At 37.1% G+C, this 23,355-nt stretch carries 26 protein-coding genes and 5 pseudogenes; 8 read left to right on the forward strand and 23 right to left on the reverse strand.

Annotated features, from left to right (window positions below; genetic code table 11):
• Position 1 precedes the first annotated feature (1 nt).
• Positions 2 to 1,111, reverse strand: a complete 1,110-nt coding sequence (locus HXT43_RS03650; RefSeq protein WP_116442651.1) for an ABC transporter ATP-binding protein — start codon at positions 1,109 to 1,111, stop codon at positions 2 to 4.
• 431 nt (positions 1,112 to 1,542) lie between these two features.
• Here HXT43_RS03650 and HXT43_RS03655 point away from each other — a divergent pair, with 431 nt between their 5' ends.
• Positions 1,543 to 1,821 carry a type II toxin-antitoxin system RelB/DinJ family antitoxin gene (locus HXT43_RS03655; protein WP_004573998.1) on the forward strand — a complete coding sequence of 93 codons (279 nt, stop codon included), beginning with the start codon at positions 1,543 to 1,545 and terminating at the stop codon, positions 1,819 to 1,821.
• A gap of 389 nt (positions 1,822 to 2,210) precedes the next feature.
• On the forward strand, positions 2,211 to 2,363 hold the full coding sequence (locus tag HXT43_RS03660) for an IS3 family transposase (protein ID WP_116971428.1): 153 nt from the start codon (positions 2,211 to 2,213) through the stop codon (positions 2,361 to 2,363).
• A gap of 108 nt (positions 2,364 to 2,471) precedes the next feature.
• Here HXT43_RS03660 and HXT43_RS03665 read toward each other — a convergent pair whose 3' ends face one another.
• The 4 genes from HXT43_RS03665 to HXT43_RS03680 all read right to left on the reverse strand — a co-directional run bounded on the left by HXT43_RS03665 (position 2,472) and on the right by HXT43_RS03680 (position 5,678).
• Positions 2,472 to 2,717, reverse strand: a complete 246-nt coding sequence (locus HXT43_RS03665) for a hypothetical protein (RefSeq protein ID WP_004573997.1) — start codon at positions 2,715 to 2,717, stop codon at positions 2,472 to 2,474.
• A 534-nt stretch (positions 2,718 to 3,251) separates the two neighbouring features.
• Entirely contained in the window at positions 3,252 to 4,211 is a 960-nt protein-coding gene (locus tag HXT43_RS03670) for a hypothetical protein (protein ID WP_421780905.1), read from the reverse strand.
• Positions 4,212 to 4,326: 115 nt separating this feature from the next.
• Positions 4,327 to 4,833 carry a GNAT family N-acetyltransferase gene (locus HXT43_RS03675; RefSeq protein ID WP_004573993.1) on the reverse strand — a complete coding sequence of 169 codons (507 nt, stop codon included), beginning with the start codon at positions 4,831 to 4,833 and terminating at the stop codon, positions 4,327 to 4,329.
• Positions 4,834 to 5,033: 200 nt separating this feature from the next.
• On the reverse strand, positions 5,034 to 5,678 hold the full coding sequence (locus tag HXT43_RS03680; RefSeq protein ID WP_004573989.1) for a helix-turn-helix transcriptional regulator: 645 nt from the start codon (positions 5,676 to 5,678) through the stop codon (positions 5,034 to 5,036).
• 347 nt (positions 5,679 to 6,025) lie between these two features.
• On the opposite strand from HXT43_RS03680, the gene HXT43_RS03685 reads away from it, so the two are divergent.
• On the forward strand, positions 6,026 to 6,274 hold the full coding sequence (locus HXT43_RS03685) for a prevent-host-death protein (RefSeq protein WP_032842275.1): 249 nt from the start codon (positions 6,026 to 6,028) through the stop codon (positions 6,272 to 6,274).
• Entirely contained in the window at positions 6,271 to 6,648 is a 378-nt protein-coding gene (locus HXT43_RS03690; protein WP_032842276.1) for a type II toxin-antitoxin system death-on-curing family toxin, read from the forward strand. Before HXT43_RS03685 ends, HXT43_RS03690 begins: the two co-directional genes overlap by 4 nt.
• A 90-nt stretch (positions 6,649 to 6,738) precedes the next feature.
• On the opposite strand, the pseudogene HXT43_RS03695 reads toward HXT43_RS03690, so the two are convergent.
• From HXT43_RS03695 to HXT43_RS03720, 6 genes and pseudogenes are all read right to left on the reverse strand, one after another.
• Positions 6,739 to 7,340: pseudogene (locus tag HXT43_RS03695) on the reverse strand (hypothetical protein).
• 182 nt (positions 7,341 to 7,522) lie between these two features.
• Positions 7,523 to 8,008, reverse strand: coding sequence for an NUDIX hydrolase (locus tag HXT43_RS03700; protein WP_004104930.1), 486 nt, complete (start codon positions 8,006 to 8,008; stop codon positions 7,523 to 7,525).
• 460 nt (positions 8,009 to 8,468) lie between these two features.
• Positions 8,469 to 9,947 (reverse strand): Lsa family ABC-F type ribosomal protection protein, encoded by a 1,479-nt coding sequence (locus tag HXT43_RS03705; protein WP_004113321.1) that lies wholly within the window; start codon positions 9,945 to 9,947, stop codon positions 8,469 to 8,471.
• Positions 9,948 to 10,054: 107 nt separating this feature from the next.
• Positions 10,055 to 10,339, reverse strand: a complete 285-nt coding sequence (locus HXT43_RS03710) for a hypothetical protein (RefSeq protein WP_004114737.1) — start codon at positions 10,337 to 10,339, stop codon at positions 10,055 to 10,057.
• Between the two features lie 91 nt (positions 10,340 to 10,430).
• Positions 10,431 to 10,799, reverse strand: a pseudogene (locus HXT43_RS03715) (hypothetical protein); the annotation flags it as partial.
• The gene (locus tag HXT43_RS03720) at positions 10,795 to 10,974 is read right to left on the reverse strand and encodes a hypothetical protein (RefSeq protein ID WP_004104935.1); all 180 of its coding nucleotides are present in this window, start codon (positions 10,972 to 10,974) and stop codon (positions 10,795 to 10,797) included. The pseudogene HXT43_RS03715 and the gene HXT43_RS03720, both read right to left, overlap by 5 nt.
• Positions 10,975 to 11,079: 105 nt before the next feature.
• On the opposite strand from HXT43_RS03720, the gene HXT43_RS03725 reads away from it, so the two are divergent.
• On the forward strand, positions 11,080 to 11,280 hold the full coding sequence (locus HXT43_RS03725; RefSeq protein WP_410295094.1) for a hypothetical protein: 201 nt from the start codon (positions 11,080 to 11,082) through the stop codon (positions 11,278 to 11,280).
• Here the strand turns inward: HXT43_RS03725 and HXT43_RS03730 are convergent.
• Both HXT43_RS03730 and HXT43_RS03735 read right to left on the reverse strand, forming a co-directional pair.
• Positions 11,242 to 11,733, reverse strand: a complete 492-nt coding sequence (locus HXT43_RS03730) for an NUDIX hydrolase (RefSeq protein ID WP_004573943.1) — start codon at positions 11,731 to 11,733, stop codon at positions 11,242 to 11,244. The genes HXT43_RS03725 and HXT43_RS03730 overlap by 39 nt on opposite strands.
• Positions 11,734 to 11,779: 46 nt before the next feature.
• Entirely contained in the window at positions 11,780 to 12,118 is a 339-nt protein-coding gene (locus tag HXT43_RS03735) for a hypothetical protein (RefSeq protein ID WP_004573940.1), read from the reverse strand.
• Positions 12,119 to 12,247: 129 nt separating this feature from the next.
• On the opposite strand from HXT43_RS03735, the gene HXT43_RS03740 reads away from it, so the two are divergent.
• The 3 genes and pseudogenes from HXT43_RS03740 to HXT43_RS03750 form a co-directional block, all read left to right on the forward strand.
• Positions 12,248 to 13,051, forward strand: coding sequence for a sulfite exporter TauE/SafE family protein (locus HXT43_RS03740; RefSeq protein ID WP_415707252.1), 804 nt, complete (start codon positions 12,248 to 12,250; stop codon positions 13,049 to 13,051).
• 619 nt (positions 13,052 to 13,670) lie between these two features.
• Positions 13,671 to 13,871: pseudogene (locus tag HXT43_RS03745) on the forward strand (transposase); the annotation flags it as partial.
• Between the two features lie 88 nt (positions 13,872 to 13,959).
• Positions 13,960 to 14,106: pseudogene (locus HXT43_RS03750) on the forward strand (XRE family transcriptional regulator); the annotation flags it as partial.
• A gap of 59 nt (positions 14,107 to 14,165) precedes the next feature.
• Here HXT43_RS03750 and HXT43_RS03755 read toward each other — a convergent pair.
• The 10 genes and pseudogenes from HXT43_RS03755 to HXT43_RS03800 all read right to left on the reverse strand — a co-directional run bounded on the left by HXT43_RS03755 (position 14,166) and on the right by HXT43_RS03800 (position 23,202).
• Positions 14,166 to 14,333, reverse strand: coding sequence for a cysteine-rich KTR domain-containing protein (locus HXT43_RS03755; protein ID WP_000336323.1), 168 nt, complete (start codon positions 14,331 to 14,333; stop codon positions 14,166 to 14,168).
• A 118-nt stretch (positions 14,334 to 14,451) separates the two neighbouring features.
• Complete coding sequence (gene tet(M) / locus HXT43_RS03760) at positions 14,452 to 16,371, reverse strand: tetracycline resistance ribosomal protection protein Tet(M) (RefSeq protein ID WP_415707187.1); 1,920 nt, start codon at positions 16,369 to 16,371, stop codon at positions 14,452 to 14,454.
• A gap of 15 nt (positions 16,372 to 16,386) precedes the next feature.
• Positions 16,387 to 16,488 (reverse strand): tetracycline resistance determinant leader peptide, encoded by a 102-nt coding sequence (locus tag HXT43_RS03765; RefSeq protein ID WP_207719977.1) that lies wholly within the window; start codon positions 16,486 to 16,488, stop codon positions 16,387 to 16,389.
• Positions 16,489 to 16,739: 251 nt separating this feature from the next.
• Positions 16,740 to 17,246 (reverse strand): annotated as a pseudogene (locus tag HXT43_RS03770) (conjugal transfer protein); the annotation flags it as partial.
• A gap of 178 nt (positions 17,247 to 17,424) precedes the next feature.
• Positions 17,425 to 18,042 carry an SAP domain-containing protein gene (locus HXT43_RS03775; protein ID WP_004574894.1) on the reverse strand — a complete coding sequence of 206 codons (618 nt, stop codon included), beginning with the start codon at positions 18,040 to 18,042 and terminating at the stop codon, positions 17,425 to 17,427.
• 195 nt (positions 18,043 to 18,237) lie between these two features.
• Positions 18,238 to 18,708, reverse strand: a complete 471-nt coding sequence (locus tag HXT43_RS03780; protein WP_004111719.1) for a GNAT family N-acetyltransferase — start codon at positions 18,706 to 18,708, stop codon at positions 18,238 to 18,240.
• Between the two features lie 399 nt (positions 18,709 to 19,107).
• Positions 19,108 to 20,508, reverse strand: coding sequence for a class I SAM-dependent RNA methyltransferase (locus tag HXT43_RS03785; protein ID WP_410295133.1), 1,401 nt, complete (start codon positions 20,506 to 20,508; stop codon positions 19,108 to 19,110).
• Positions 20,509 to 20,545: 37 nt separating this feature from the next.
• Positions 20,546 to 21,367, reverse strand: a complete 822-nt coding sequence (locus tag HXT43_RS03790; protein WP_410294652.1) for a DUF3159 domain-containing protein — start codon at positions 21,365 to 21,367, stop codon at positions 20,546 to 20,548.
• 24 nt (positions 21,368 to 21,391) lie between these two features.
• Complete coding sequence (locus HXT43_RS03795; RefSeq protein WP_004105066.1) at positions 21,392 to 22,156, reverse strand: DUF3710 domain-containing protein; 765 nt, start codon at positions 22,154 to 22,156, stop codon at positions 21,392 to 21,394.
• Between the two features lie 179 nt (positions 22,157 to 22,335).
• Entirely contained in the window at positions 22,336 to 23,202 is an 867-nt protein-coding gene (locus tag HXT43_RS03800) for an exodeoxyribonuclease III (protein ID WP_117008926.1), read from the reverse strand.
• Between the last annotated feature and the right edge of the window lie 153 nt (positions 23,203 to 23,355).

A 23,355-nucleotide genomic window follows, 5' to 3' on the forward strand; every position in this document is an offset into this window, starting at 1 on the left:
CCTACTTACTTAATGGGAGCAAGGACGGCGAGGAAGACAGCGTAGCAGCAGAAGTAGAAGTAGAAGTATTTGATGCAGAAATATTATCATTTTGCACAATAGCAAGATACGTTTCTTCCAAACTTGCAGCGCGATCACCTAAACGTGTAATCCCATCAACAGGAATTTTAATATTTCGTTCTTGAGATACTGTTTTGCTCCACGCGATAGTAATGTTTAACACTCCGTGTGATTCAAAAACATCACACCACAACACTCCGTCAAGTTTTTGCAATTCTTCCTTAACACTAGGAGTTCCGCTTGATACTTCACCGTCATACGCGTACATTGTTACATGATCAATATGCTGCAAAGAAGCCAACTGCTGCACACTTCCCTGAGCGATAATATTACCGTGATTTATTACAGCAACAGTATCAGCTAATTTTTCAGCCTCACTCATCTCATGCGTAGTTAGCAAAATCGCTATTCCTTGATCTCGTAAAGCATGAATAATTTCACGTACTTTCCTAGCATTTTCAGGATCCAAACCAGTGGTAGGCTCATCTAAAAGCATAAGATCCGTTCTAGCAACCAGCGATCGAGCAATATGCAATCGCTGCCACATTCCCCTTGAAAAAGTTTGAACAGCATCATGAGCTTTATCAAGTAAATCAACTTGCTCAAGAGCATCATGAATACGCTTACCTTGCTCCCTATATGGAACAGCAGAAAGATCCGCAAAATAACGAAGATTATCTAATGCACTTAACCTTTGATAAAATCCTCGCTCACCTCCAAGAAGTAACGACACGTGCTTACGCGCTTCTCGAGGATTACTCACAACATCAATACTAGCAATGCGAACACTACCACTATCAGGAGCTAACAACGTACCAACAATTTTCACAGTAGTTGTTTTACCTGCACCATTCGGACCAAGCAAGCAAAATATTTCACCAGAATGAATATCAAAAGATACGTTATGTAAAACTTGGCGAGTTGTTTTCTTACGACCGAATCCACGAGAATAAGATCTTGTTACATTATCAATACACAATATTAAGTTGCTAGTTGACTGCTTATTATTGTTATCGCGACTATCAGTTGCGTTTTCTATATTATTATTCATTATTATTGCTTCGTTCTTACTTGTTATTAAAGCTTAATTCTTACTATTATTGAATAAATTTCAACAATGAAAATCAGTTAGATAAAAAGATAACGCTTGCTTACAAGAAACGATAAGAACGCGCAAAAACATGCAAAAAACGTGTAAAAACCAACGCGCACGTGCAAACATAATGACAAACATCATGTGCAATGCGTGTTTAATACTGCTAAAGAATATGTATCTTAAGCTGTTTTATGTGCTTTTATATGCCTTTCAAACCGTTCTTAAGACTAGCGATCATTTGGGCAGTCATAGCGCAACACCTCATAAACTTAAATGTGCTTTACGTGGAAAATTATATGAGCATTACGTCAAAAACTCAAATATAAGCAACCACAAAACATTTGTTTAACATTTGCAATACATTATAAGTAGTTGGAAGTAATAATATGTCTAAAACTGCAAACATCAACATACGTATTGAACCAAGTGTAAAACAAAGTGCTGAAGACTTATTTGACAGCTTCGGAATTTCCGTCACTGATGCTATCAATATTTTCTTACGAACTTCCATAATGGAAGGCGGTTTCCCATTCATAATTAAGCAGTCACAATATAACACTGAATCACTGGCTGCTATGGAAGAAGCTAGAAGAATTTCCAGAGACCCTAACGTACCATCGTATTCCTCTATGGAAGACCTTAAGAAAGCGTTGTTGCAAGACTGATGTACAACGTTAAGTTCACGAATGCCACATCAAGCCAGACTGGTTACTTGTTTATTTACTAGAGGATGATATTCTCACACTCACATTCGCACTTTTAGTAACTGCCATATCAACCAACCTCCATACACACACCATAAAATACTGTATCGCATATTGCAACACAATTGCACGAATGGGATTTTTCGACTGTCATACACGATTTTTATGTTCGCATTACTACATCAGATAATACGATCAAGCACCGTGATGGTAGGAAGCCCCGCTTATTTTCTCGTTTGAGTTTGAACATAAAAATAGCAGATAAAGGGAAGGAAATGAATTTACACCAAAGTGAGGGCTTAATCGCTAACAGCATGCTCGCAATATAAAAATTGCAAATAACGTTCTCATTGCATAACTTTTTCGCAATTTGTTATCTAAGTCGCAGTAGCTGGGATAGTACAGAAGAATTACGTCAAGCTATTCATACTTATATTGATTTTTACAACAATCACAGAATTAAAATGGGGCTTAAAAGACAATTATGGAACATCGTGCTATGATTGCGCAAAATGTCTAAAAATTGTCCTAAGCCCCTTTTGTTTTCAATGTCAAGTAATGCTGAATGTTAAGCTTTTTTAGCTTAATAACAGCGAGTTTTCCGTGGTATTTCAACGATAACTCGGGTTTTTAGACACACTTTTTTGCCGCTTATCCTCAAAAATGGTTCCTTCATTAGGCAACGACATCGTTGTCATCAAAGCAAGCATGAACATAAGCGGACCGAGCGCATTCCCATACGTTTTGAACATCACACCAAAATCATGGCCGAATACCACCATCGACAAGTAAAGGAACATAAAATTCACAGCTGTAAACAGAACCAACTTCAGCACGAACATAAGAACCTTGTACATAAGAATATTCTCCTCACTTACTCCACGGAGTCGCACACCAAATAGGTTTAATACTCATTCTATCCAATAATTTTTTGCCATACAATTGTTGTTGTTATTTTTGATAACACATAAAATGTATAAGGTGCTCTAAGTTTTACTTGTAACAAATAGAAATAGGGTTATTCCCCCAAATACTAAATTATGCAAATAGACTACAATTAGAATACTCTAATGAAACTAACCTAATCTACTGTTGTAATTAAATGATGAACTCTTGCAATAATCCCATTGGTAGTGTATGTAGCAACAAGATGGTTAAGAATGGTAAAACCAGTGCAAAGAAAACACGATGGAGATATGCGAAACATGCTGCTCTTTTTAATACAACATTGCCAAGATATAACACGTAAAAAACTGTTACATTTGTTTATGAAATGGCTGTTAAGTTTTTTAAACAAAAACTATAAATACTAATAGCAAGGAAAAAGGAAAGATATAACAGGTTACGTAGAACCCTTTGCTCAAAAGAGAAGAAAACAGTCTTACAAAATCTTACGCAGCTACTGCGGTTCTTCTCCATGGGTGCCACTTGATAACGAGAACAATATCTGTAAGAACAATGCCAACAACTACGCTTACCCATACCAAACTCGGTGTAAGAAGCCAAGCGAGAACACCAAAGATCAGCAGTCGAAGCAGTACAACAATAACTAAGAAAGGCCAACTTTTTGTTAGGCATTTCTGTTGATCAGCCTTCAATGCGCCCATCAGAACCATAATCGCAGCCGCCGCGCAAGAAAATAGCATATTGCCAAAGAATATGACGAGTAGCGTGCTCCAGCCAGCGATAGTACAAAGCATCCACCATTGCAGCATCAATGCAAGCAAAAATGTAACAACAGCATATACTGCTTCCATCAGCATATTCGCAACGATTAACGATGAGAATGTTAGAGACGTACCTCTAGGAGTGTCTGTTTTACCTGCGCTCGCATGCTGTAATGCAATCTTGTTTCTCACCTCGGCGCGCTTTACGCGTTCTTCTTCAAGCATTTGAACGCCAAGCTCAACCGATTTCTTTGAAGCTTCCTGTAATTGCGCATCCGTCATACCTGGCTGCCAAGGCTTTTCAAAAACAAACAGCAACACACTAGTAATCGCTGCACCAATAATAATGCTTAGCAGCGTAGTATTGGAAACAAGCAATAAAGCAATACCAGAAGTCACCAGCAGCCTGAGCACAAAATCGATGATTCCGATAAGCAAATCGCCAGATCCGTCATCTGGTCTGCGATGCCTATCCCACTGCAGATACGCTGCACTTAGCAGCGAAAACACCACAACACTCAACGCGAGTATGACCACAGTTTCCCAACCTAGTACGCGGTGCCCTACGAACTGCTGTACAAGCAGCGCAATAATAAGCGTGCAAACGCTAGCAACAGTTTCTGTAATCACATGACCCCAAAAAGCATGCTTGAAAAGCACTGGCCTTACATTCGTCTCACTCATCATCTTTCTCCAGAAAATGCAATCACGGAATATAGTGCTTTGATTATACAAAATGTCTAAAAATTGTCCTAAGCCACGATTGAGTGGTCAGTATAGATAAAATTTAATCTTTTTCCTATATATTAATCCAATACCTTCTTGTCGTAACATTTCCTCTTGATAAGCTATTTTTCACTTTGTTCTCCAAAATTCCACCATTATTTTCTATAACTTTTATCGATCCAATATTGTCATCATCACATGTAATCAAAACTTTATGTAGATTCAGAGTCTCTTTACAATATGTAAGTGCCATAGAAAGCATTTTTGTTCCATAACCCTTCATACATTCAGATTGCCTAATTTCGTACCCTATGTGACCACCATAGTTAATTAAAAAAGAATTTAATTCATGCCTAATATTAATTTCACCAATAAATTTTTCATTATCTATCAGCCAAAATGTAGTAGCTCTAACATAATTTTCAGGCAGATTTATACCATGTTCATAGTTATAAGAACTCTCTATAATTGTGTCATAATTTCTAAAACGTCTTTCTGCATTCGGCCTAAAAATTTCATCTTCTTCATTTGCTTCTATATAACCTTGAATATATTTACTATCTGGTCTAATTAATTTCATAAGTTCTCCTTATTCTTAATATGCAATTCTAATAAGAATACGATTCTATTAAAATTAGAATCCATACCAGGCTGTTTAGCCTTAATAGTATTACTATTTAAAAAAACCACACATACAAACCTTATTAAAGAAAAATTTTTTTATTTTTCCAATAAGTGCAGGCTTTTCGAATCCATAAAATTTTTCTTTCCACCTATTTACTACTTATTACGAAGAAAACCAACTTTCATAAATTCCTTATCTCCAATACGGAACTTTTTACTATTAAACGCCACTCCCATAATTCTGCTAATAATATACTCATCAGTTATAAGCACGAAATACTGCTTATCTTTTTTATCCACCAAATAATACTGATCAGCCCCAAGAGTGGAGACAGCTTTACTGAAATCATATATGCCAAACAATGGCAATCCTCCAAGGAGAGTAGAAAACCATCCAACAAAATTATCCACTATCTTCTCAGATGAACTGTTATAAGTTTTAACAACAGTTAGCATATTGATTTCTGAGTCAGGATATTCATCTAAGACAATCTGCTCTTTAATTTTCGACTTCTTAAAACTGCTCACCCTACCGTCGAAACAATATTTATTGAGATTAATAGGCTTCTTAGTAATAGAAAAATCAACGCTATTGTTCTCATCCAAAAGATAATCAACGCTCACGCTTAGAGCAGATGCAATAAATTTCAGATTCTCGATATCCGGCAAACCCCGATTCGTTTCCCATTTTGCTACAGCAGCACGAGATACCATCAATAATTCCGAAAGCTCCTCCTGCGTCAACCCAGCTTCTAGACGAGCCTTTCTAATTTTTTCTCCCAAAGATATAACGCTACTCATAACACAACTCCTTTCAAATCACTTATTACACATCATGAAATTACTTGACGGAAACCAAATTAGTATTGAAACATTTGATTTAGATACCGCCTAATTACAAACTAACAAATAATTTACAACGGAAAAAGAAACAAGATGAAACACTATAGTTACCAACTGTAACAGCATAAGAAATCAAATAATGTAGGGAACTTTTTTACGACCATTGCGACGGTTTGTTCCCCAAAACACAAGCAACTAGAGCACACATAGGCTATATGTCATTTATAAAATAACTCTCAAAATACTTAGGATTTATTTATCCTAAAATATATGCTATAATTCTCCTAAAAATGGAGGTTATGCATATGAATGTAAATACAGACACACTTGTTTCTATTTCCGAAGCAAATCAAAACTTTTCTAAAGTTGCGCGACTTGTTGACACGTACGGATCAGCTGTTATTTTGAAAAACAACGCTCCTCGCTATGTAATTTTAGAATTCCCAAAAACCAAAACTGAAAAAGTTACTGTTCCAGCGGACGATGAAGTTATGGCTTTATCCAACATGTTCATCAAAAAGAACAAAAAAGTTTATGAGGAACTTGCCAAATGAAGTATTTAACACGAGAACAGGTGATTAAACTTCACCAGGCTCTGATTGAAACAAGCGGTGGTTCTTCAGGTATCCGAGATGTAGGAATGCTTGATTCTGCATTAAAGACTCCACTGCAAACATTTGACGAGAATGAACTTTTCCCATCTGTTTTAGATAAGGCAGCCCGTCTAGCTTTTGGTCTTATAAAGAACCACCCTTTTATTGATGGCAATAAGCGTATTGGCACACATGTCATGCTAATCTTTCTGGCACTCAACAACATTATGTTGTCTTATAAAGATGAAGAACTGATTGATATTATTCTCAAAGTTGCATCAGGCAAGGCAAATGAAAATGACTTTTACACTTGGATTAAAAATCACCAAGCCTAATACTCCGACATTTAAAAACATTTTTAGAATATGCCAAACTCTATTTCGTGTGACTAGTCAAAGTAGCGGACATAAAACACCACAACAGTATTACTTCACTACAGCTTTTCCATTCAAGCAATGCACAGCATAGTGAGCACATCCATTTGTTTTGCGCCCAAGATCTGCTTTATGCTTATCACAAACTTCAGCCATACCATTCTCACAAACTACTTCAAGACATGCACCCTTGGTAATTTCTCCTTCTAAAACACTCGTACCATTTAACGTATCCACCATGCAAGAAACAACAACCTTAACATTATGCGCCACAGCAGAACCATTAAGACACTTTAGAAAAACATCATTCGCCTGAGCATTCCTTGCTTCCACCCTGCCATTATGAACTTCTGCATAAATCTTGTCAGCTTTAATATCTGCTACTAATACTTGATTCGACTCAGCTTCAATCTCACAAAAATCAACATTCTCCGGCAACGTAACAATGACCTCAGGACTGCCTTTAGCAAGCCACTTAAGCCAGTAAAAAGCCACACTTTTTCTGTTTGAACGAACTTTATACCGTCTTAATTTTCTTCAACACAAAATATATCTTTTTCACAATTAACATAACTAATACTAAAAGACTCAGCTCTTCTGACCGTTAAGCTAACATCTTTCGTTTTTGCTACAAACTTCCTACTATTCGCCACTTGAACAACTCCCTTGTTAAATATCGAGTTATAGACCAAAAATCAAAAGACCCGACTTGGTCCGCATTGCTAAGAGGCGCGTCGGGTACTGTTAATTATTGTAATATACTATTGGTGGTTATTTGTCAATTTCAATGAAATAATGTTTATGTAACGATCTCTTACCATAATAGCGGGATTCATTAATATCTTTCATCTGAAATTATATGCTCTATTCCACTGTGCTCCGATTTAAGATATTCTTTCATAAATGTCGGGTAAGCCTTGCACTTATCAAGCTCATCTATAGGTAACCAATGCATCGTCTCTTTAGCACCTGACTCTGTAGTGCTTTGGCTCGTAAAATCTCTTTTGCCCATGGGCTTCATCATGTAGTAGAATGTCAGCTCATGGAAGTCTACTCCTTTTAAGCCAGAGCTGCCGATGAAGAAGTTCTCGTGTATGACAGCAAGATGATCGACTTCATAATTAAGACCTGTCTCTTCAAATACTTCTCTCTTAACGGCTTCTTCTGATGTCTCGCCCATGTGAACCGCTCCGCCAACTGAGTAGAAATAGTCGTCCTCATCATTTCTTGCAAATAGCACACAACCTTCTTCGACTATGATAGCTGCTGCTCTATATCTAAATGCTTTTTTATCGTTAATAAATCCGCAATTATATTCCATAGTTTACTCCTTTATTTTTTATCTAATGACTGTGACTTATGGTTCAAATGCAAACAAGTTCCCAATCTTAATCGAAAATCCAAGTGATTGATACATTTGTATATCACATTGTGCACAAGCAACAGTCATTGAACTTATTGCACTCGACCCTAGAGCGTTGACATGTTCCCTCAAACAACCAAAACACACTCAAAAACCACGCCAAGCCAGCCTAAAGCCGCCACACGCTAAACCTTTTAACGATAGACCCTGCAAACCCCTGCTACATAAGGGCAAAAATGCACCCACCTATTAAGCCCTTGACATCAATACGACAGTCTCACGTGTATCAAGACTACCCTTATGATAACCATGCATCAATAAAAGAGCCTTAACGTTCATTGCAGGAGAGAAACTGGCAAGGGGAATGTCGTATGATGATAAAAGTCTAAGGCACTACAAACTGGGATTTGGATTTTACTTAAAATTGTATTATTTTATTAGCGATATCTTCTACAAATCGCTTATCGTGTTCCACAAATATGAGTGTAGGCTTTGCTTCTTTTATAATTTCCTCAATCTGTATTCTTGATATTACATCTATATAATTCAGTGGTTCGTCCCAAACAAATATATGAGCTGGCTTTGAGAAACTTACAGCAATTAAAACTTTCTTTTTTTGTCCATCACTATAATTCTTCATATCCATTTCAAATAATTCTCTTGAAAAATCTAATTTTCTTAGAATTGTTTTACACAATGTTTCATCAACATCTTGCTTGTGAATATATTCATTTAGGCTACCTGTTAAATTAGATGTGTCTTGAGGAATATACGAGATTTTTAAATTACCTGCTAATTTTATCTCACCTGTATACTCGTGATTTATACCTAATAAAATTTTAATCAAGGTTGATTTTCCGCTACCATTACCCCCATATATAGCCACTATGTCGCCTTGCTTTATCTCGAAACTTACATTATTTAGGATCTGTCTCTCTCCATAGCATGATGATAAATTGCTAACCGATATTAGAGGATTTTTATGATGATGTAATGGATGCAATAATAGACTTTCCTTTGTTTCGATATCTTTTAGTAAACTCTGTTTTTCTTCTATTGCCTTGTTTTGTCTATTCTCCAAATTCTTAGATTTTTTCATCATCTTGGCTGATTGATGACCTATATGTCCTTTGTCTGGTTTTACACCTGATACTTTTACACCATTTTTAGTATTTTCAATTTTATCAGACCAAATTTGACTTTGTCTTGCAGACTCTTTTAATCGTTTAATATCTTTTCTTAATCTCTCATTTTGACTAATTTCAAATTGGTCTTTCATCACTTTGTTTTCATACCATGATGTAAAATTTCCCGATTGGACATCAATAGAATTCCTGTTAATAGAAATAACATGATTGATACAACCATCTAAAAAATCTCTATCATGAGATATAAGCAAAAATCCTTTTTTACTTTTCAGATATTCACTTACAATTTTTCTTCCGTCCATATCTAAATGGTTTGTTGGTTCATCAATAAGTAAAAAGCCATCTTCTCTTGTAAACAAAATAGCTAAAAGGATTTTTGTTTGTTCCCCTTTAGAAAGCGTTTCAAACTCTCTGTAAACAAGGTTCTCATCTACATTTAGCAAACTGAGTTCTCTAAATAACTTCCATTCTTCATCATCTGATATTAGTTCTTTATATAACTCAATTCCTAATTTTGAAGTATCGCTTATATTTGGTGGAAATTTAATAAATTCAACATCCTTGCTTATTTTACCTTGATAAGTTTCTTGATTTAAAAGTAACTTAAATAGAGTTGATTTACCGATTCCATTTCTTCCTATCAATCCCGTTTTCCAGTTTGTATCAAAGGAAAACGATACATTTTTAAATATGGGTTTTACATATCCATAATATGAGAAAGTGAGGTTTTCAATTTTAATTACTGACATAAAACGCCTCCCTAAATTATCATTTACCGCCCGGGTGCAAAGTGTGTGCACCTTTTAACGTTTAGTTTTTCATGTATTACTACGGTTATCACTGCTTTGCTTTTCAGTCATTTCAATTCTCGATTAGGTAATTTTCCAGTTCTCAAAGCGACAGTAACAAACTCAACCTCTTGCAAGCACTTCTCGCAAAGTTCATAACCTTCATTGAAGTTCACTCTTGACCTAAATGTGCTAGCAATGAATTCGCATGGTGAGGTGATCCTTTCAACTACACCGCACCGTTCGCACTCAGCATACACATTCCCATCCTTAATCGGAATAAACATTCCATGATCTTTCTCATTTCCCATGACGCTAACATCTTCGAAATCATCAAATTTTACATAGAGCATATACGGCTTCCTCCTTTATCGGTATGTCTATATACGCTCTAATTCCAACTTATATCAAGTTTTATTGCTTCTTTTTTGATCTATATGTCTGCTACTTCGCAATAGCTTTCCCATTAAGACAGTGCACCATGTAATGCGCAAATCCATCGTTTTTACAATTTACCTTCTTCTTATCTGAAACCTCGGTGACACCATTCTCACAATCTACTTCAAGGCTTGCATCCTTGGTGATTGTTCCTTCTAAAATACTCATGCCATTTAACGTATCAAGCGTACAAACATGAGTTACTTCTACGTTTGTTGCTGAAGCCAGCCCATTATAACATTTAAGAAAGACATCATCCGCCTTCAAATTAACAACTTCTACCTTGCCATTGTTCACTTCTACATAAAGCTTACCAATCTCAATATCTGTGATGAGCACTTGATTAGAATCAGATTCAACCTCACAAAATTCAATCAGTCTTTCGAAGGACAGTCTTAAGCGAGATCACTGTGACACCAATAACAAAAGAGGTAAAACCAATTCTAATAGCAAGTGTGCCATCCCATATTAAGGCAACCAGCATCGCGATTAAGGCAACCGTCAAGCCGAACATCGCTACTTCACGGCAAAAACGAACGAGCTTGTCCATTATCCTTAAACACCTCCTCGTGCACATACTAATAATCAGGTTTCATTTTACCTTTTGAACTATATTTTACCACCTCACAACCTGGGTGCAAAGTGGCGAATCGACTTGCATGAGCGATTAAAACATAATTCGCGAATGCACTTCGATTCGCTGAGCTTGCTCAAAGTTGAAAGCACAGTGTGCTTTCAACGCAAGCGAAGTACGTTAACATCCTGTGCACTCGACCCCAGAGCGTTGATATCTTCCCTCATACAGCCAAACTTGAATTTATATATCTACTGTTTTAATAAGTTTGATTGCCCTTGATGATACTAACTCGTCTTGGCTCATTTCCAAAAGGCTCTTTTTATCTACCCACTTATAATTAACCGTTTCTCCTTTTTGAAGAGCAATTGCATTTTTCTTACAATCGGTTACGCATAGATATTCAACATAAAGAGAGTGGTAAACATCCTGCACAAATCTTCCGATCTCCATAATATTTGAAGCTTCAATACCTGTTTCTTCTTTTAATTCTCTTACTGCACATTCTAATGGTGTTTCATATTGCAATGCAGAACCACCTGCTGTCAACTCCCACATTCCACCGAATTTCTTTTCAAAATCTCTTTGCATAATAAGGTAAGTACCATCTATATGTTTAACAATTACTTCGCCCACCAAATGATACATGCCGTCAGGAATTGGTTCTCCTCTCACTAATGTAATATTCTTTAATTTATTAAATTCTTTATCATACGCATCCCAAATCTCAGCCATAAAACCCTCCATAAGGCCTGATTGTCAATTTCATTAAATATGAATTTTATCTTTCTCCAGTGGATACAAAGCCATTGTTCACTTCTACATAAAGCTTACCAATCTCAATATCCGTGATGAGCACTTGATTAGAATCAGATTCAACCTCGCAAACTTCCACATCATGTGGCAAACTCACAACAATTTCAGGCATACCCTGAGTAAACCACCTCAGCCAATTCGAAGCTGAAACTTTTTTAGTTTGAATAAGCCTTATAACATTTTGCGCTTCCTCAACCCTCAATATATCTTGTTCACAGTTAACAAAGCTCACGCCAAATGTATCAGCACGTTTCACCGTTAAACGAACATCTTTCGTCTCTGCGATAAACTTCTTATTATCCATTACTTACGTTAATTAGATAAATAAATACATAAATTACAATTGAACTAGTATAGAAATATTCTATTTTTCATATAATCTAGTAAAAGTAGTGAATAAAGTACGAGGAGGTAATTTGTGAAGAAAAGATATATGTTGAGAAATATTTTTAAAATCAAATATAATTTCCAGAATATTGTTTTAATCGTTTTCATTGGACTATTAGCAGGTTTCTTATCAGGATTGTTCGGTGTAGGTGGAGGAATGGTGATAGTTCCTGCATTAACTGTTTTTATGAAATTTGATCAGCGTCATGCTAGTGCTACTTCTCTTGTTGCCATAATTATAACGTCGCTTTGTGGAAGCATTGTTTACGGTTTAAACGGCAAAGTGTCATTTTTATCAGCATTTTTTCTAATAATAGGTTCAGTTTTCGGATCACAAATTGGGGTATATTTTTCACATATTTTGCCTAAAAAAATATTTCCTTGGTGTTTTATACTTTTTGTATTACTAGTTATATGTTCTAGTCAAATTTGGATTCCGTTAAGAAATGTAGATTTTAATGTTAGTTTTTTAAAAGCTATATGTCTTATATTTATAGGCGTTGTTTCTGGTATTTTTTCAGGTATTTTAGGCGTTGGTGGCGGAGGAATTATAGTGCCATGCGTGCAACTTTTGCTCGGCATGGGAGACCTTATGGCAAGAGGAACTGCTTTGCTTGTCATGCTTCCTACAGCTATAAGTGGTAGTATTGCTAATGCTCGTTACCATTATACTCATTTTACTGAAGGAATTATTATCGGTATTTTTGCGACATTTACTGTAAACTTAGGCGCAATAATTGCGCGCAGTATTTCACCTTTTATATGCAATATATTGTTTTGTATTTTTTTGTTCAGCGTATGCTTACAAATGATATTAAAAACAGGTATTTTAGCTAAGAATAAGCGTTAAATATGTAAAGTCTTTGACTTTTATTTATTTGAAAAAATAGTTTTGAATATAAAAAGTGGGGCTTAGATTTAAGCCCCACGATATAGGAGAATGTTATAAAGTAACTTTTTACAATTATGTCATTTGAGTAACATCTCTTTTTGCTTGTATAAATTTTATTATCATGTTTTTTGCGTAATAAATAATTATGCAAACTATACTGTATATCCTCACTTCACAGGGTGGGTGCAAAGTGGCGAATCGACTTGCATGGGCGCTTTGACAGAGCTTGAAATTGTATAACGCATTTCAAGCTCCTTCAAAGCGTGATTTGGCATGTAAAGTCCAGTGGACTTTACATGCCAAATCAGCCGAACGGCTACTAATAGCCGTGAGGAATAACATAATTCGCGAATGCACTTCGATTCGCTGAGCTTGCTCAAAGTTGAAAGCACAGTGTGCTTTCAACGCAAGCGAAGTACGTTAACATCCTGTGCACTCGACCCTAGAGCGTAGATATCTTCCCCCATACAGCCAAAACACGCTCAAAAACCACAAGAACTCAGCCTAAAGCCGCCACTCACTAAACCTTTTAACGATAGCCCTCGCTAAGCCCTGCTACACAAGGACTAAAATGCACCCGACTAATTTAATTGAAAGTCTCAATAAGCAACTAAAAAAAAAACGATTAAAAGCAAAGGAACAGTTTCCAGCAGAGGATAGTTTAAATCGTTATCTAGGAGTATTTTGTATTGAACAAAATGAATTATCTAAAGAAAGAATTCATAGAGGATTTGGATTAGCGTCTTATGACCTGCACGAAAAATTCGAAATCCAATAATATTTGCTTTTCGTAGAAAAGCAAATATTATTGGATTGATAGCTTGATTGACAACTAGTGGAGTTTACACAAAATTCTTGACACTGCCGAATTTTTCTTACCTGCTAATAACTTGGTAAAAAGCACCCGACGATTACAGATAGAGAAATACATGGATAGCTTTACAGACAAAGAACTATCCTTAATGGAATCTTTAGCCAGCGGTATCAACGAAGCAAGAAACATCGAAGACTAATTAAAAGAATCCATACATAACGGAAAGAGCCGATAAAATGAGATTGTATTAATCTCATTTTATCGGCTCTGCGTCTTTGCGTCTGGCTCTGTAATCACAGTTACTTTGAACTGCTTTATTTCAATTAAATTTTCTTGTCTGCATTTCGGACAATAGAGGGGGAATTTTTTTAATTCAGTATCTTCCCTTATCTTTAATCGTGTTTTATTTCCACATACAGGACACAATATCCACTTGTAGTTTATAATAACTATCTCCTCCTTTACACTTTAATTCAAATCTTTATTAAAAAATATTTCATCTTATTTAACAAGAAACCATATTTATATAACAACATAAAATACACTAAGTTATTTTATTGAACATATATCGTACTTTATCTATCCGACTATTTGGACGACGGGGCTGGCAAACAGGTTCACCGGTAGTAACATGGTACCCTTTTAACTCTGTTAAACAAACACTACGTCCATTTGTAAAGAAAGTTAAATCACTACGATATTCTTGAATACACCGAGCAGGGATTTCTCCACTAAGAATGACCTCATTATTTTTCAATTGAGTGTCTACGATGTTCGCACAATATTTAGGAGCATCGTTGTATGCTCGTGAAAGATATTCCTGTGGCGCATAAATTTTAAAACTAAGATATGGCTCTAACAATTCTGTTCCAGCTTTTTTTAAGACTTGTTCCAATACAACAGGAGCAAGCATCCGAAAATCTGCTGGGGTACTAACAGGGCTATAGTATAAGCCATACTTAAAACAGATTTTACAGTCCGTCACATTCCAACCATATAATCCTTGTTCGCAACCATAGCGTATCCCTTCCATAACTGCATTTTGAAATGATTGATTTAAGTATCCAAGAGAAACCGAGCTCTCATACTGCATTCCACTTCCCAACGGAAGCGGTGATACAGATAAACCAATGGAAGCCCAGAAAGGATTTGGCGGCACTTCGATGTGAATGGTATATTCTGCATTTTTTAACGGTCTCTCCATATAAATGACTGTAGGCTCTTTTAGTTCTATCTCCACATGATACTTTTCTTGCAACAGTGCACTAATCACTTCCATTTGTACTTTCCCTAAGAAAGAAAGTATAATTTCATGTGTCGTAGAATCCACGTAATATCGTAGAAGCGGATCACTATCTGAGATTTCCAAAAGGGCATCAAGCAACATTTCTCTCTGTTCAGGTTTACTCGGTTCAACAGTTGTTTGTAGTAGAGGGTGCGGATTTTCAATCTTTTTTCTCTGTGGCAATAGTTTTGTATCTCCAAGAACACTATTTAACTTCAAAAACTCATTTTGCAAAATAACAATTTCTCCAGAATAAGCCTTATCGATTTTACATAATTCACCATTTATTGAAGTATACATTTCTGTAATTTTTATTTTTTCCTTTTCCGATATTCTAACCGAATCTCGCAAATGCAGTACGCCACTATAAAGACGTATATATGCAAGACGCTGTCTTTTTTCCGAATACTCAATTTTGAAAACTTTTCCGCAAAGTTCAGACTGACCTCGATGTGTTGATGAATAAAATTTATTCGTAATCACTTCTATAAGGTTATCAATCCCTATATTGTTTTTTGCACTTCCGTGATAAACAGGGAACAGGGAACAATTCTGAAATCTTATGCTTTCCTCTTGTTCGAGTTCCAATGCTTCTAATGATTTACCGGACATATATTTCTCTAAAAGGTCATCGTTTCCCTCTATTACCGTATCCCATTGTTCAGATTCGGTAAAGTTCGTCACACACATATTAGGATACAGTTCTACCTTCTGTTTGATTACAATTTCGGCAGAAAGTTTCTCTTTAATATCCTGATAAACCGTTGATAAATCAATTCCATTTTGGTCAATCTTATTGATAAAAAAGATTGTGGGAATCCCCATTTTCCTAAGTGCATGAAATAATATACGAGTTTGTGCTTGTACGCCATCTTTTGCAGAAATCAGTAGAATTGCCCCATCTAAAACTGATAATGAACGATATACTTCTGCTAAGAAATCCATATGTCCTGGCGTGTCTATGATGTTCACCTTCGTATTTTCCCACTGAAAAGAGGTTATTCCTGTCTGAATTGTAATTCCTCTCTGACGTTCTAAAAGCGTATTATCCGTCCTCGTTGTACCTTTGTCCACGCTTCCTAATTCTGTAATCGCTCCACTGTTATATAATAAGCTTTCTGTTAAGGTAGTTTTTCCTGCATCAACATGAGCTAAAACTCCAATATTAATAATTTTCATGTGATTTTCCTCCATTCAAAAGCCAAAAAGGCATAAAAAATCCCAGTGACAGATACTCTTATCACTGGGAAATAAATGCACAATCATAAGCATACAGATATTTTCTGTATACTTCATAATCACATGATAAAAGTATTCTTAAACTGGGCACAAAAAACTAAGCCCTCCTAAAAAAGGACATCCAATTATTTGTTCCCACTATCAAATTGACAGTTTATTTAAGAATACCTTGCCGCATATTTATTAACTCCCTTTTAAATAGATACTTAAATAATAGCACGTAAGAGCATATTTGTAAAGGAATCTCCAATTTTTTATCAAAGAGAGTACGTGATTACAAAATAGCTGTAATAATGTACCAATATTTGTTATTCTATAATCTTCCAATTACTCCCGTTCTTTTCAAGTACCAAATCAAATTGAGATACCTGCGTTGCTTTGGTCTGCTGGTCGATATACTCCACTGTCAGCGATACCGTGACTTGATTATCCTTACGATTGTGAATAGGATTTACCAGTTCTTGAAAGATGTACTCTTTTCCGATTGGTTTTAATATCCCGTCATTCACATAGTAGGAAAGTTCACTGGCTGTCGCTGTAGGATAGAGCTTGAAGAACGTCGTTAAAAACTCATTGATTTCATTGGTTGTAATGGAATCAACCGTCCCCTCACTTTCAATGGCTTTTGGTTTATAACTTGATTTCTTAGGTATGTTGGTAATGGTCGGATTCTTAACCAGTACCATATTTCCAGAACCATCTACATAGACACTCACTATATAAGCAGAGTGGACGGTCTTTGTATTTTCTCCCTCTGTAATGAGCTGGTCTACACTGTAGGTTACATTAAACTCATTGTCGCCAGTTGCCTGGAGTCAACACTATGGATAAAAAGTTCATTTTTTCGTTTTCGCGAACATATCATTGACTTTTTTTAATGTTTTCCTCGTATTGGTAAACATATCATAGGTTTTTTATACTAGTACGTATTTGGAAACATATCTAGTTTTATATTTTTGATATATAATGCACATTATATAATGTAGAATTTACTCATTTACAATATCCTTTTATTTTATCTGCATATTTGCTTAAAAGCTCTTTTGAATATACTTTACTTTGGTTAGATTCTCTCACTTCGTTCCAAAGAATTGCAGCAACTTTCATCTTATTAGAAAATTTATCACTACGTTCATCTAAGTTAAAATCTTTTACAAACTGGTTCCATTGGTTAGTAGTATTATCATATTTTGCGTAATCAGAGTCTCCATTATATACATCAAGCATATTTTTAATTGTAAAATTTTTGTCGTTCTTTCTTTTTACTTTTCGCCAAGCTTCTGCCATATTCGCATTAAATTTAAATGGCTTAATTCCAGTTTGCTCTGAAAAATAGTCTCTAAATTTTTGATTGAATGAAAATCCACATTCTAGTAATGGAGTATTTAATGTTATATTATCAGTTATCTTTTTATTTTTATTCCTTGAAGATTTTTTTATTTTATTTCCCTTAAAATATTCTTCTATAATATAATTCAGTTCCTTTTTTGTTCCTCTATATTCTAATCCAAGAGACTTACAAACTTTTGATAACTCCTCTCGATACCAATAATATTTGTTGAATTCTTCAAATGATTTTATATCTTTAAATTCAGGTCTACTTTCTAACATACACTTTCCCTCAATTCTCTTTTTTTCTATTCGTTTGTCATCAATACTAGAGCCTCCGCCGCAGCTTTCACATTAAACGAGTAAACACTAGGTATGTCTTATCGACATGTTCGTATGCAGAAACATATCCATGAACCTTTTAACAATTATCTCTGCCTATCGTTAAAAGGTTTCAAGCAAATAAACTTAGAGTTCTCACACTCCTAGATATTTAATATATATTTGACACGGATTCCACTCATCCCATAAAGTTGGAAAACATTCCAATTCTTTATATCCCATCGCGATATAAAAATGATTTGTAATATCATATTCTTTGTAGTGTCCCATCTGAACAGTTTTTACCTGTGAGTATGTGTAACCCATCTTCCTTGCCATAGCTTCGTATGCTTTGTTAAGTACCGAGCCAACTCCCATTCTATGGAATTTCTTTTTTATACCCATCACAAAAATCTCTGCACAATCCTTGCTGGTTGCGTTTAACACAATAAACCCAACAAGTTTATCATTAATATAACAAGCAAGAAAAGGCTTTTCCTGTGAATCTTGAATATATTCTTCTGTACTTTCTGGCATTCCAAACCATTCTTGAAGATCATACAATACTTCTCTCGATACAGATTCCTTTTCTAGTTTATTCTCAATTTCTTTTACTTTTATATTCAATCCAGTCCTCCACAAACTCTAATTTATTCTTGTCATCAATACTAGAGCCTCCGCCGTCGAATCTTTCCAATCGAAGCTTCCTATTCGGTCGCTTCTCTTGGAGATTCTTGACATGAGACCTACCTCTGCTTCGCATCGATTAGCTTTGCTAATCGCGCGATAGCAGGGTTAGAGCTTCAACGTTGATTGACATTCCCCACTTCACCAGCTGGGTGCAAAGTGGGTGCACTTTTTAACGTTAACATCCTGTGCACTCGACCCTAAAGCGTCGACATGTTCCCTCATACAGCAAAATCACGCTCAAAAACCGCGAGAACCCAGCTTAAAGCCGCTTCGCATTAAACCTTTTAACGATAGCCCTCGCTAACCCCTGCTACACAAGGGCAAACTTGCACCCACCTAATCAGCCTTTGACATCAATACAACACTCTCGACGTGATGAGTGTTGGGATATATGTCGAACGCGCGCAAAGACTGAGCGCTGTAACCAAGCTCCCTAAACGTGCCGACATCGCGAGCAAGACTAGTCGGATCGCAAGCAACGTACACAACACTTCTTGCTCCAGACTTCGCAATCTGCTTACAAACTTGAGCTTTAGCACCAGCGCGCGGAGGATCTAACACAACAACATCAGGATGCGCAAATCTGCGCACAATCTTAGATGACTTACTCGCCTTAAATATCTGCGATTCAAGCGTTTGCGCAACATCGCCTTCAAGCGCTTCAATAACATCCCTGCCAAGACCTGCGCGCCCAATATTTCGCCTTGCATTCTTTACAGCAATCGGCGCACCCTCAATACTAAGCACGCGCGCTGGCTCTGCAGAACCATCAACATCTCCGCCAACATTAGCCAAAGTTGCAAGCGGAATCGTAAACAAACCAGATCCAGAATACAAATCCCACAAAACAGTATTCTTAGCGCGCCCACCAAGCGCAGAACGAACTAATCCCAAAACGTAGTTCACCAAATGTTCTGGAGCTGCGCGATGAATCTGCCAAAAACCACGCGCGTCAACATCGTAATCAAAAGTACGCGCACGAGATGAATCACCATCAACCGCAACGCGCACACGCTCGCGCAACAAAGCCGAGCCTGCAACCAACTCATCATTTACTATAAGCGCATAATTTTCGCCAATCTCACTAAGGAGCGCAGACTTATCACCAGAAACACCAAAATCCAAACCATCAACTCGAGGCTCTGGAACAGCAAGTCGAATTTGCGAATTTGGCTCAAATTTGCGATTCCACAAATCCAAAGAATCCGCAACTGCTAAAACCGCGCGCGACGCAAGTGGCATAGTATCAATCGCAATGCGATCATGCGACTCGCGCTTTCGCATAGACAATCGCCCTTCATGATCTGCAACCAACTCCATGCGCGTACGCCAATTAAATCCGTTAAGCTCCTCATCCCCCGGCATACGCTCAACGTTAACATCGCTTTCCGCAACATCCATATGCGCTAAACGCTGGAATTGATTAGCAATTACGGAAGCCTTCCAACGAATCTGCCCAGGCAAAGAAACGTGAATTAAATCCGCTCCTCCAACTCCACCACCCTGAGCCAAAGGACCAGCGAGTTTCCATTGCGGCTCTACACGATCCGCGCTAGGCTCCAAAACGTCCACAACTTCGCCAGTAAAAAAGTGCGCTTTTGCACGCATCGGCTCATCCATGCGCACAACAACCAGCTCACCGGGCAGCGCAAATCGCACGAATACAACGCGTCCGTCAAGATGACCTACGCATCTGCCTTGATCCGCATATCGCTCGATTCGCATCGTCACTTGCATAAACTACCCCTTAGTTTTGCGTTTTGTTAGGCTGATTTTAGTTAAGCTGATTTTCTTCGCTCTGCTTTTCTTCGTGATTTTTATGATGAAGACGCATAAACGGCGTTGCAATAATCAAATAAGAAACCCAAATTGCGAGCGCCCAAAACGGCAATCCCATAATCAAACGCACTGTGCCAAGCCACACAACGTGATTCGTCAAATATAATGGCACTTGCAAAACGAGCCTCAGCACAAAAACAGCAATCCACAATCCTGTTACATACATATACGCTCGCTTAAGCGGCTTATAACCGAGCCATTCGTGAAGCCACGCACCGAAGTTTTCTGTAGGCATTTTGCGAATTGATTCAATTACAAGCCCTAAAGCAGGCACGCGCACAATCAGCGAAATCGCAAGAAGCACACCATAAACAGCATTCGTAATAAAGCCCATCATATAGTAGTCGCGCGCTTGGTGACTCGTCCACACCCAAACAAGGCAGATTCCAATGGAAATAAGTCCACTAATTGCTCCCATAAGTGATTGCTTCTGAATAAGACGAATCACAACTTGTAAAACAGCAATCACAGCTGCAACAATAACCGTTGTTTGCACATTTCGTGTTACAACGAAGCAAATAACAAACAGCAAGCCTGGAAGCATGGATTCGATTACGCCTCGAACGCCACCCATTGAATCAATTACAGAAAATGTAGATCCTTCGGCTCCGATTGAAGCCAATGTCGCTAGTCCTGAGCGTTTTTTGGTTCGCGCAGAATCGTTGGTTTGCGCAGAATCGTTGAGTTTTACTTCATTTGAAAACTCTTGCGAAGAAAACTCTTCTTCGGATTTCTGTAAAGATTCTTGTGAATCCATTCAATTAACTTTCTACTACTTGCATTATCTAATTTCAGCAAACATTGGACCGCGTGTAAGCGTAGTTTTTACTTCTACTTGTTGGTCGTAACCTAATGGTTTATCGTCTTTTTTTAGTGCATTATTAGCATCTTCATCAGACGTATTATTTTCCCCATCTTTACCGCTATTTTCTGCATTTAAAGCAGCTTCTTTTTCTTCTCTAGTTATTGGATCATGCATAGGAATAAAATCGCGAGGCGCAAGCGGCTCTTCACCACGATTTACAACAATCCCCTTAAACCATTCGTCTAATTGTTTTGTTTCGTTATTATTATCTGCAAGCTCTGTTGCTGCAGGCCCAGAGAATACTCCGCGAAGCATCCACCTAGGACCATCAACGCCAACAATACGCGTTGTAATGGTTTTTTCTCCAACTTTTACAGGTAACAGTAGCTCAGTACCAAATTCGCCTTGTACTGTACACGCTTGACTATTTCCATCAAGCAAATCTTTGCACACTTCTAGCCAGATACCAGATGTTTTAGGCGCAGCAAAAGCTTCAACTTCTACGCTTGAAGAACCATAAGTTACTGTCATACCAAGAACTTGCGATGTTTCATGCTGCTTTTTTACTCGCAACTCAATGCCTTGAAAGTATGGAATATAGATTGAACCAAAATCTAGATAATCGCTAAAATCAGGAGCATCTTCATCATTGAAATCCCATGGACCAGTTTTTACCTCTACGATTTTGTCTTCAACTTTTGAAGATTTTTCTTCTTCATGTCGGCCAAATAACCAACCCATTATTCCTCATTTCTTAAAACAACAAATCTACAAAAATATATTTATTACTTATTATTGTAAATTGCCTAACTTCACCAGAATAGCACAAGCAAAGCACTGAAAAATTTGCGTATATAGTACATTCATATACACATGTGATTACTTAGTTATTTCACATTATGCAAATTAATACTTACGCATCACACGTCATACTTTATACTTAACGGCGCGTGATCAGACCATCGCGCATCATAGCTTTCAGCACGATCGATCACAAATCCGCGAGCGCTTTCCGCAATTTCAGGAGTTGCGAACTGGTAGTCTAATCTCCAACCAACGTTATTGTCGAAAGCTTTACCGCGCTGACTCCACCAAGTGTATGGTCCTTGAATATCTCCTGCAAGCATACGCATAACGTCCACAAATTCATATTCGTTAATCCAGCGATCAATATACGCACGTTCCTCTGGCAAGAATCCTGCACTTTTTTCATTAGCTTTAGCGTTTTTAATATCAAGTGAAGTATGCGCAATATTAAAGTCACCGCACAAAATCGCTTGATTTCCGCCACTTGCTGCTGCATCTCGAAGCTCCCCTAAACGAGTAAGCATTGTGTCTAAAAAGCGGAATTTTTGTTGCATTTTTTGCGGATCGTCCACATTTCCAGCATGAACATACACAGAAGCAATAGTGATTTTATAGCCGTCAGGAGTACGCACGTCAGTTTCAACCCATCGCCCAGAATCAACATCCTCACTTAAACCAGGCAAACCGTAGCGTTTTTCAACTACAGGAAGAGACGTAACTAGAGCTACTCCAGCTCGACCTTTTACACGGCAAACTTCATTCGTATAAGTAAAATTATCGTTTTTTATAGAATTTACGATATTTTCAGACGTACGATATCCCATTTCAATTTTTGTCATAATTGGGTCGATTGCATCCTGCGGAGCGCGCACTTCTTGCATACACCACACGTCTGGAGTATGCGCGTCAGACCAGTTAAGCATACCTTTGCGCTCAGCTGCACGAATACCATTTAAATTCGAAGTCGTAATTGTAATCATGTAATCAACTCTAATATGTACACAACACAAACAGCTCCATCACTAAACAACGGACATAAATCACGCAACCAACACAGATTACAAGTTATGGATTACTCAACCAATAAACACGGAATTAATAGAAAAATAAAAAGGTGCAGATTCTATAAAACC

The sequence above is a fragment of the Gardnerella sp. DNF01195 genome, from assembly GCF_049244175.1.
Taxonomy (GTDB): domain Bacteria; phylum Actinomycetota; class Actinomycetes; order Actinomycetales; family Bifidobacteriaceae; genus Bifidobacterium; species Bifidobacterium leopoldii.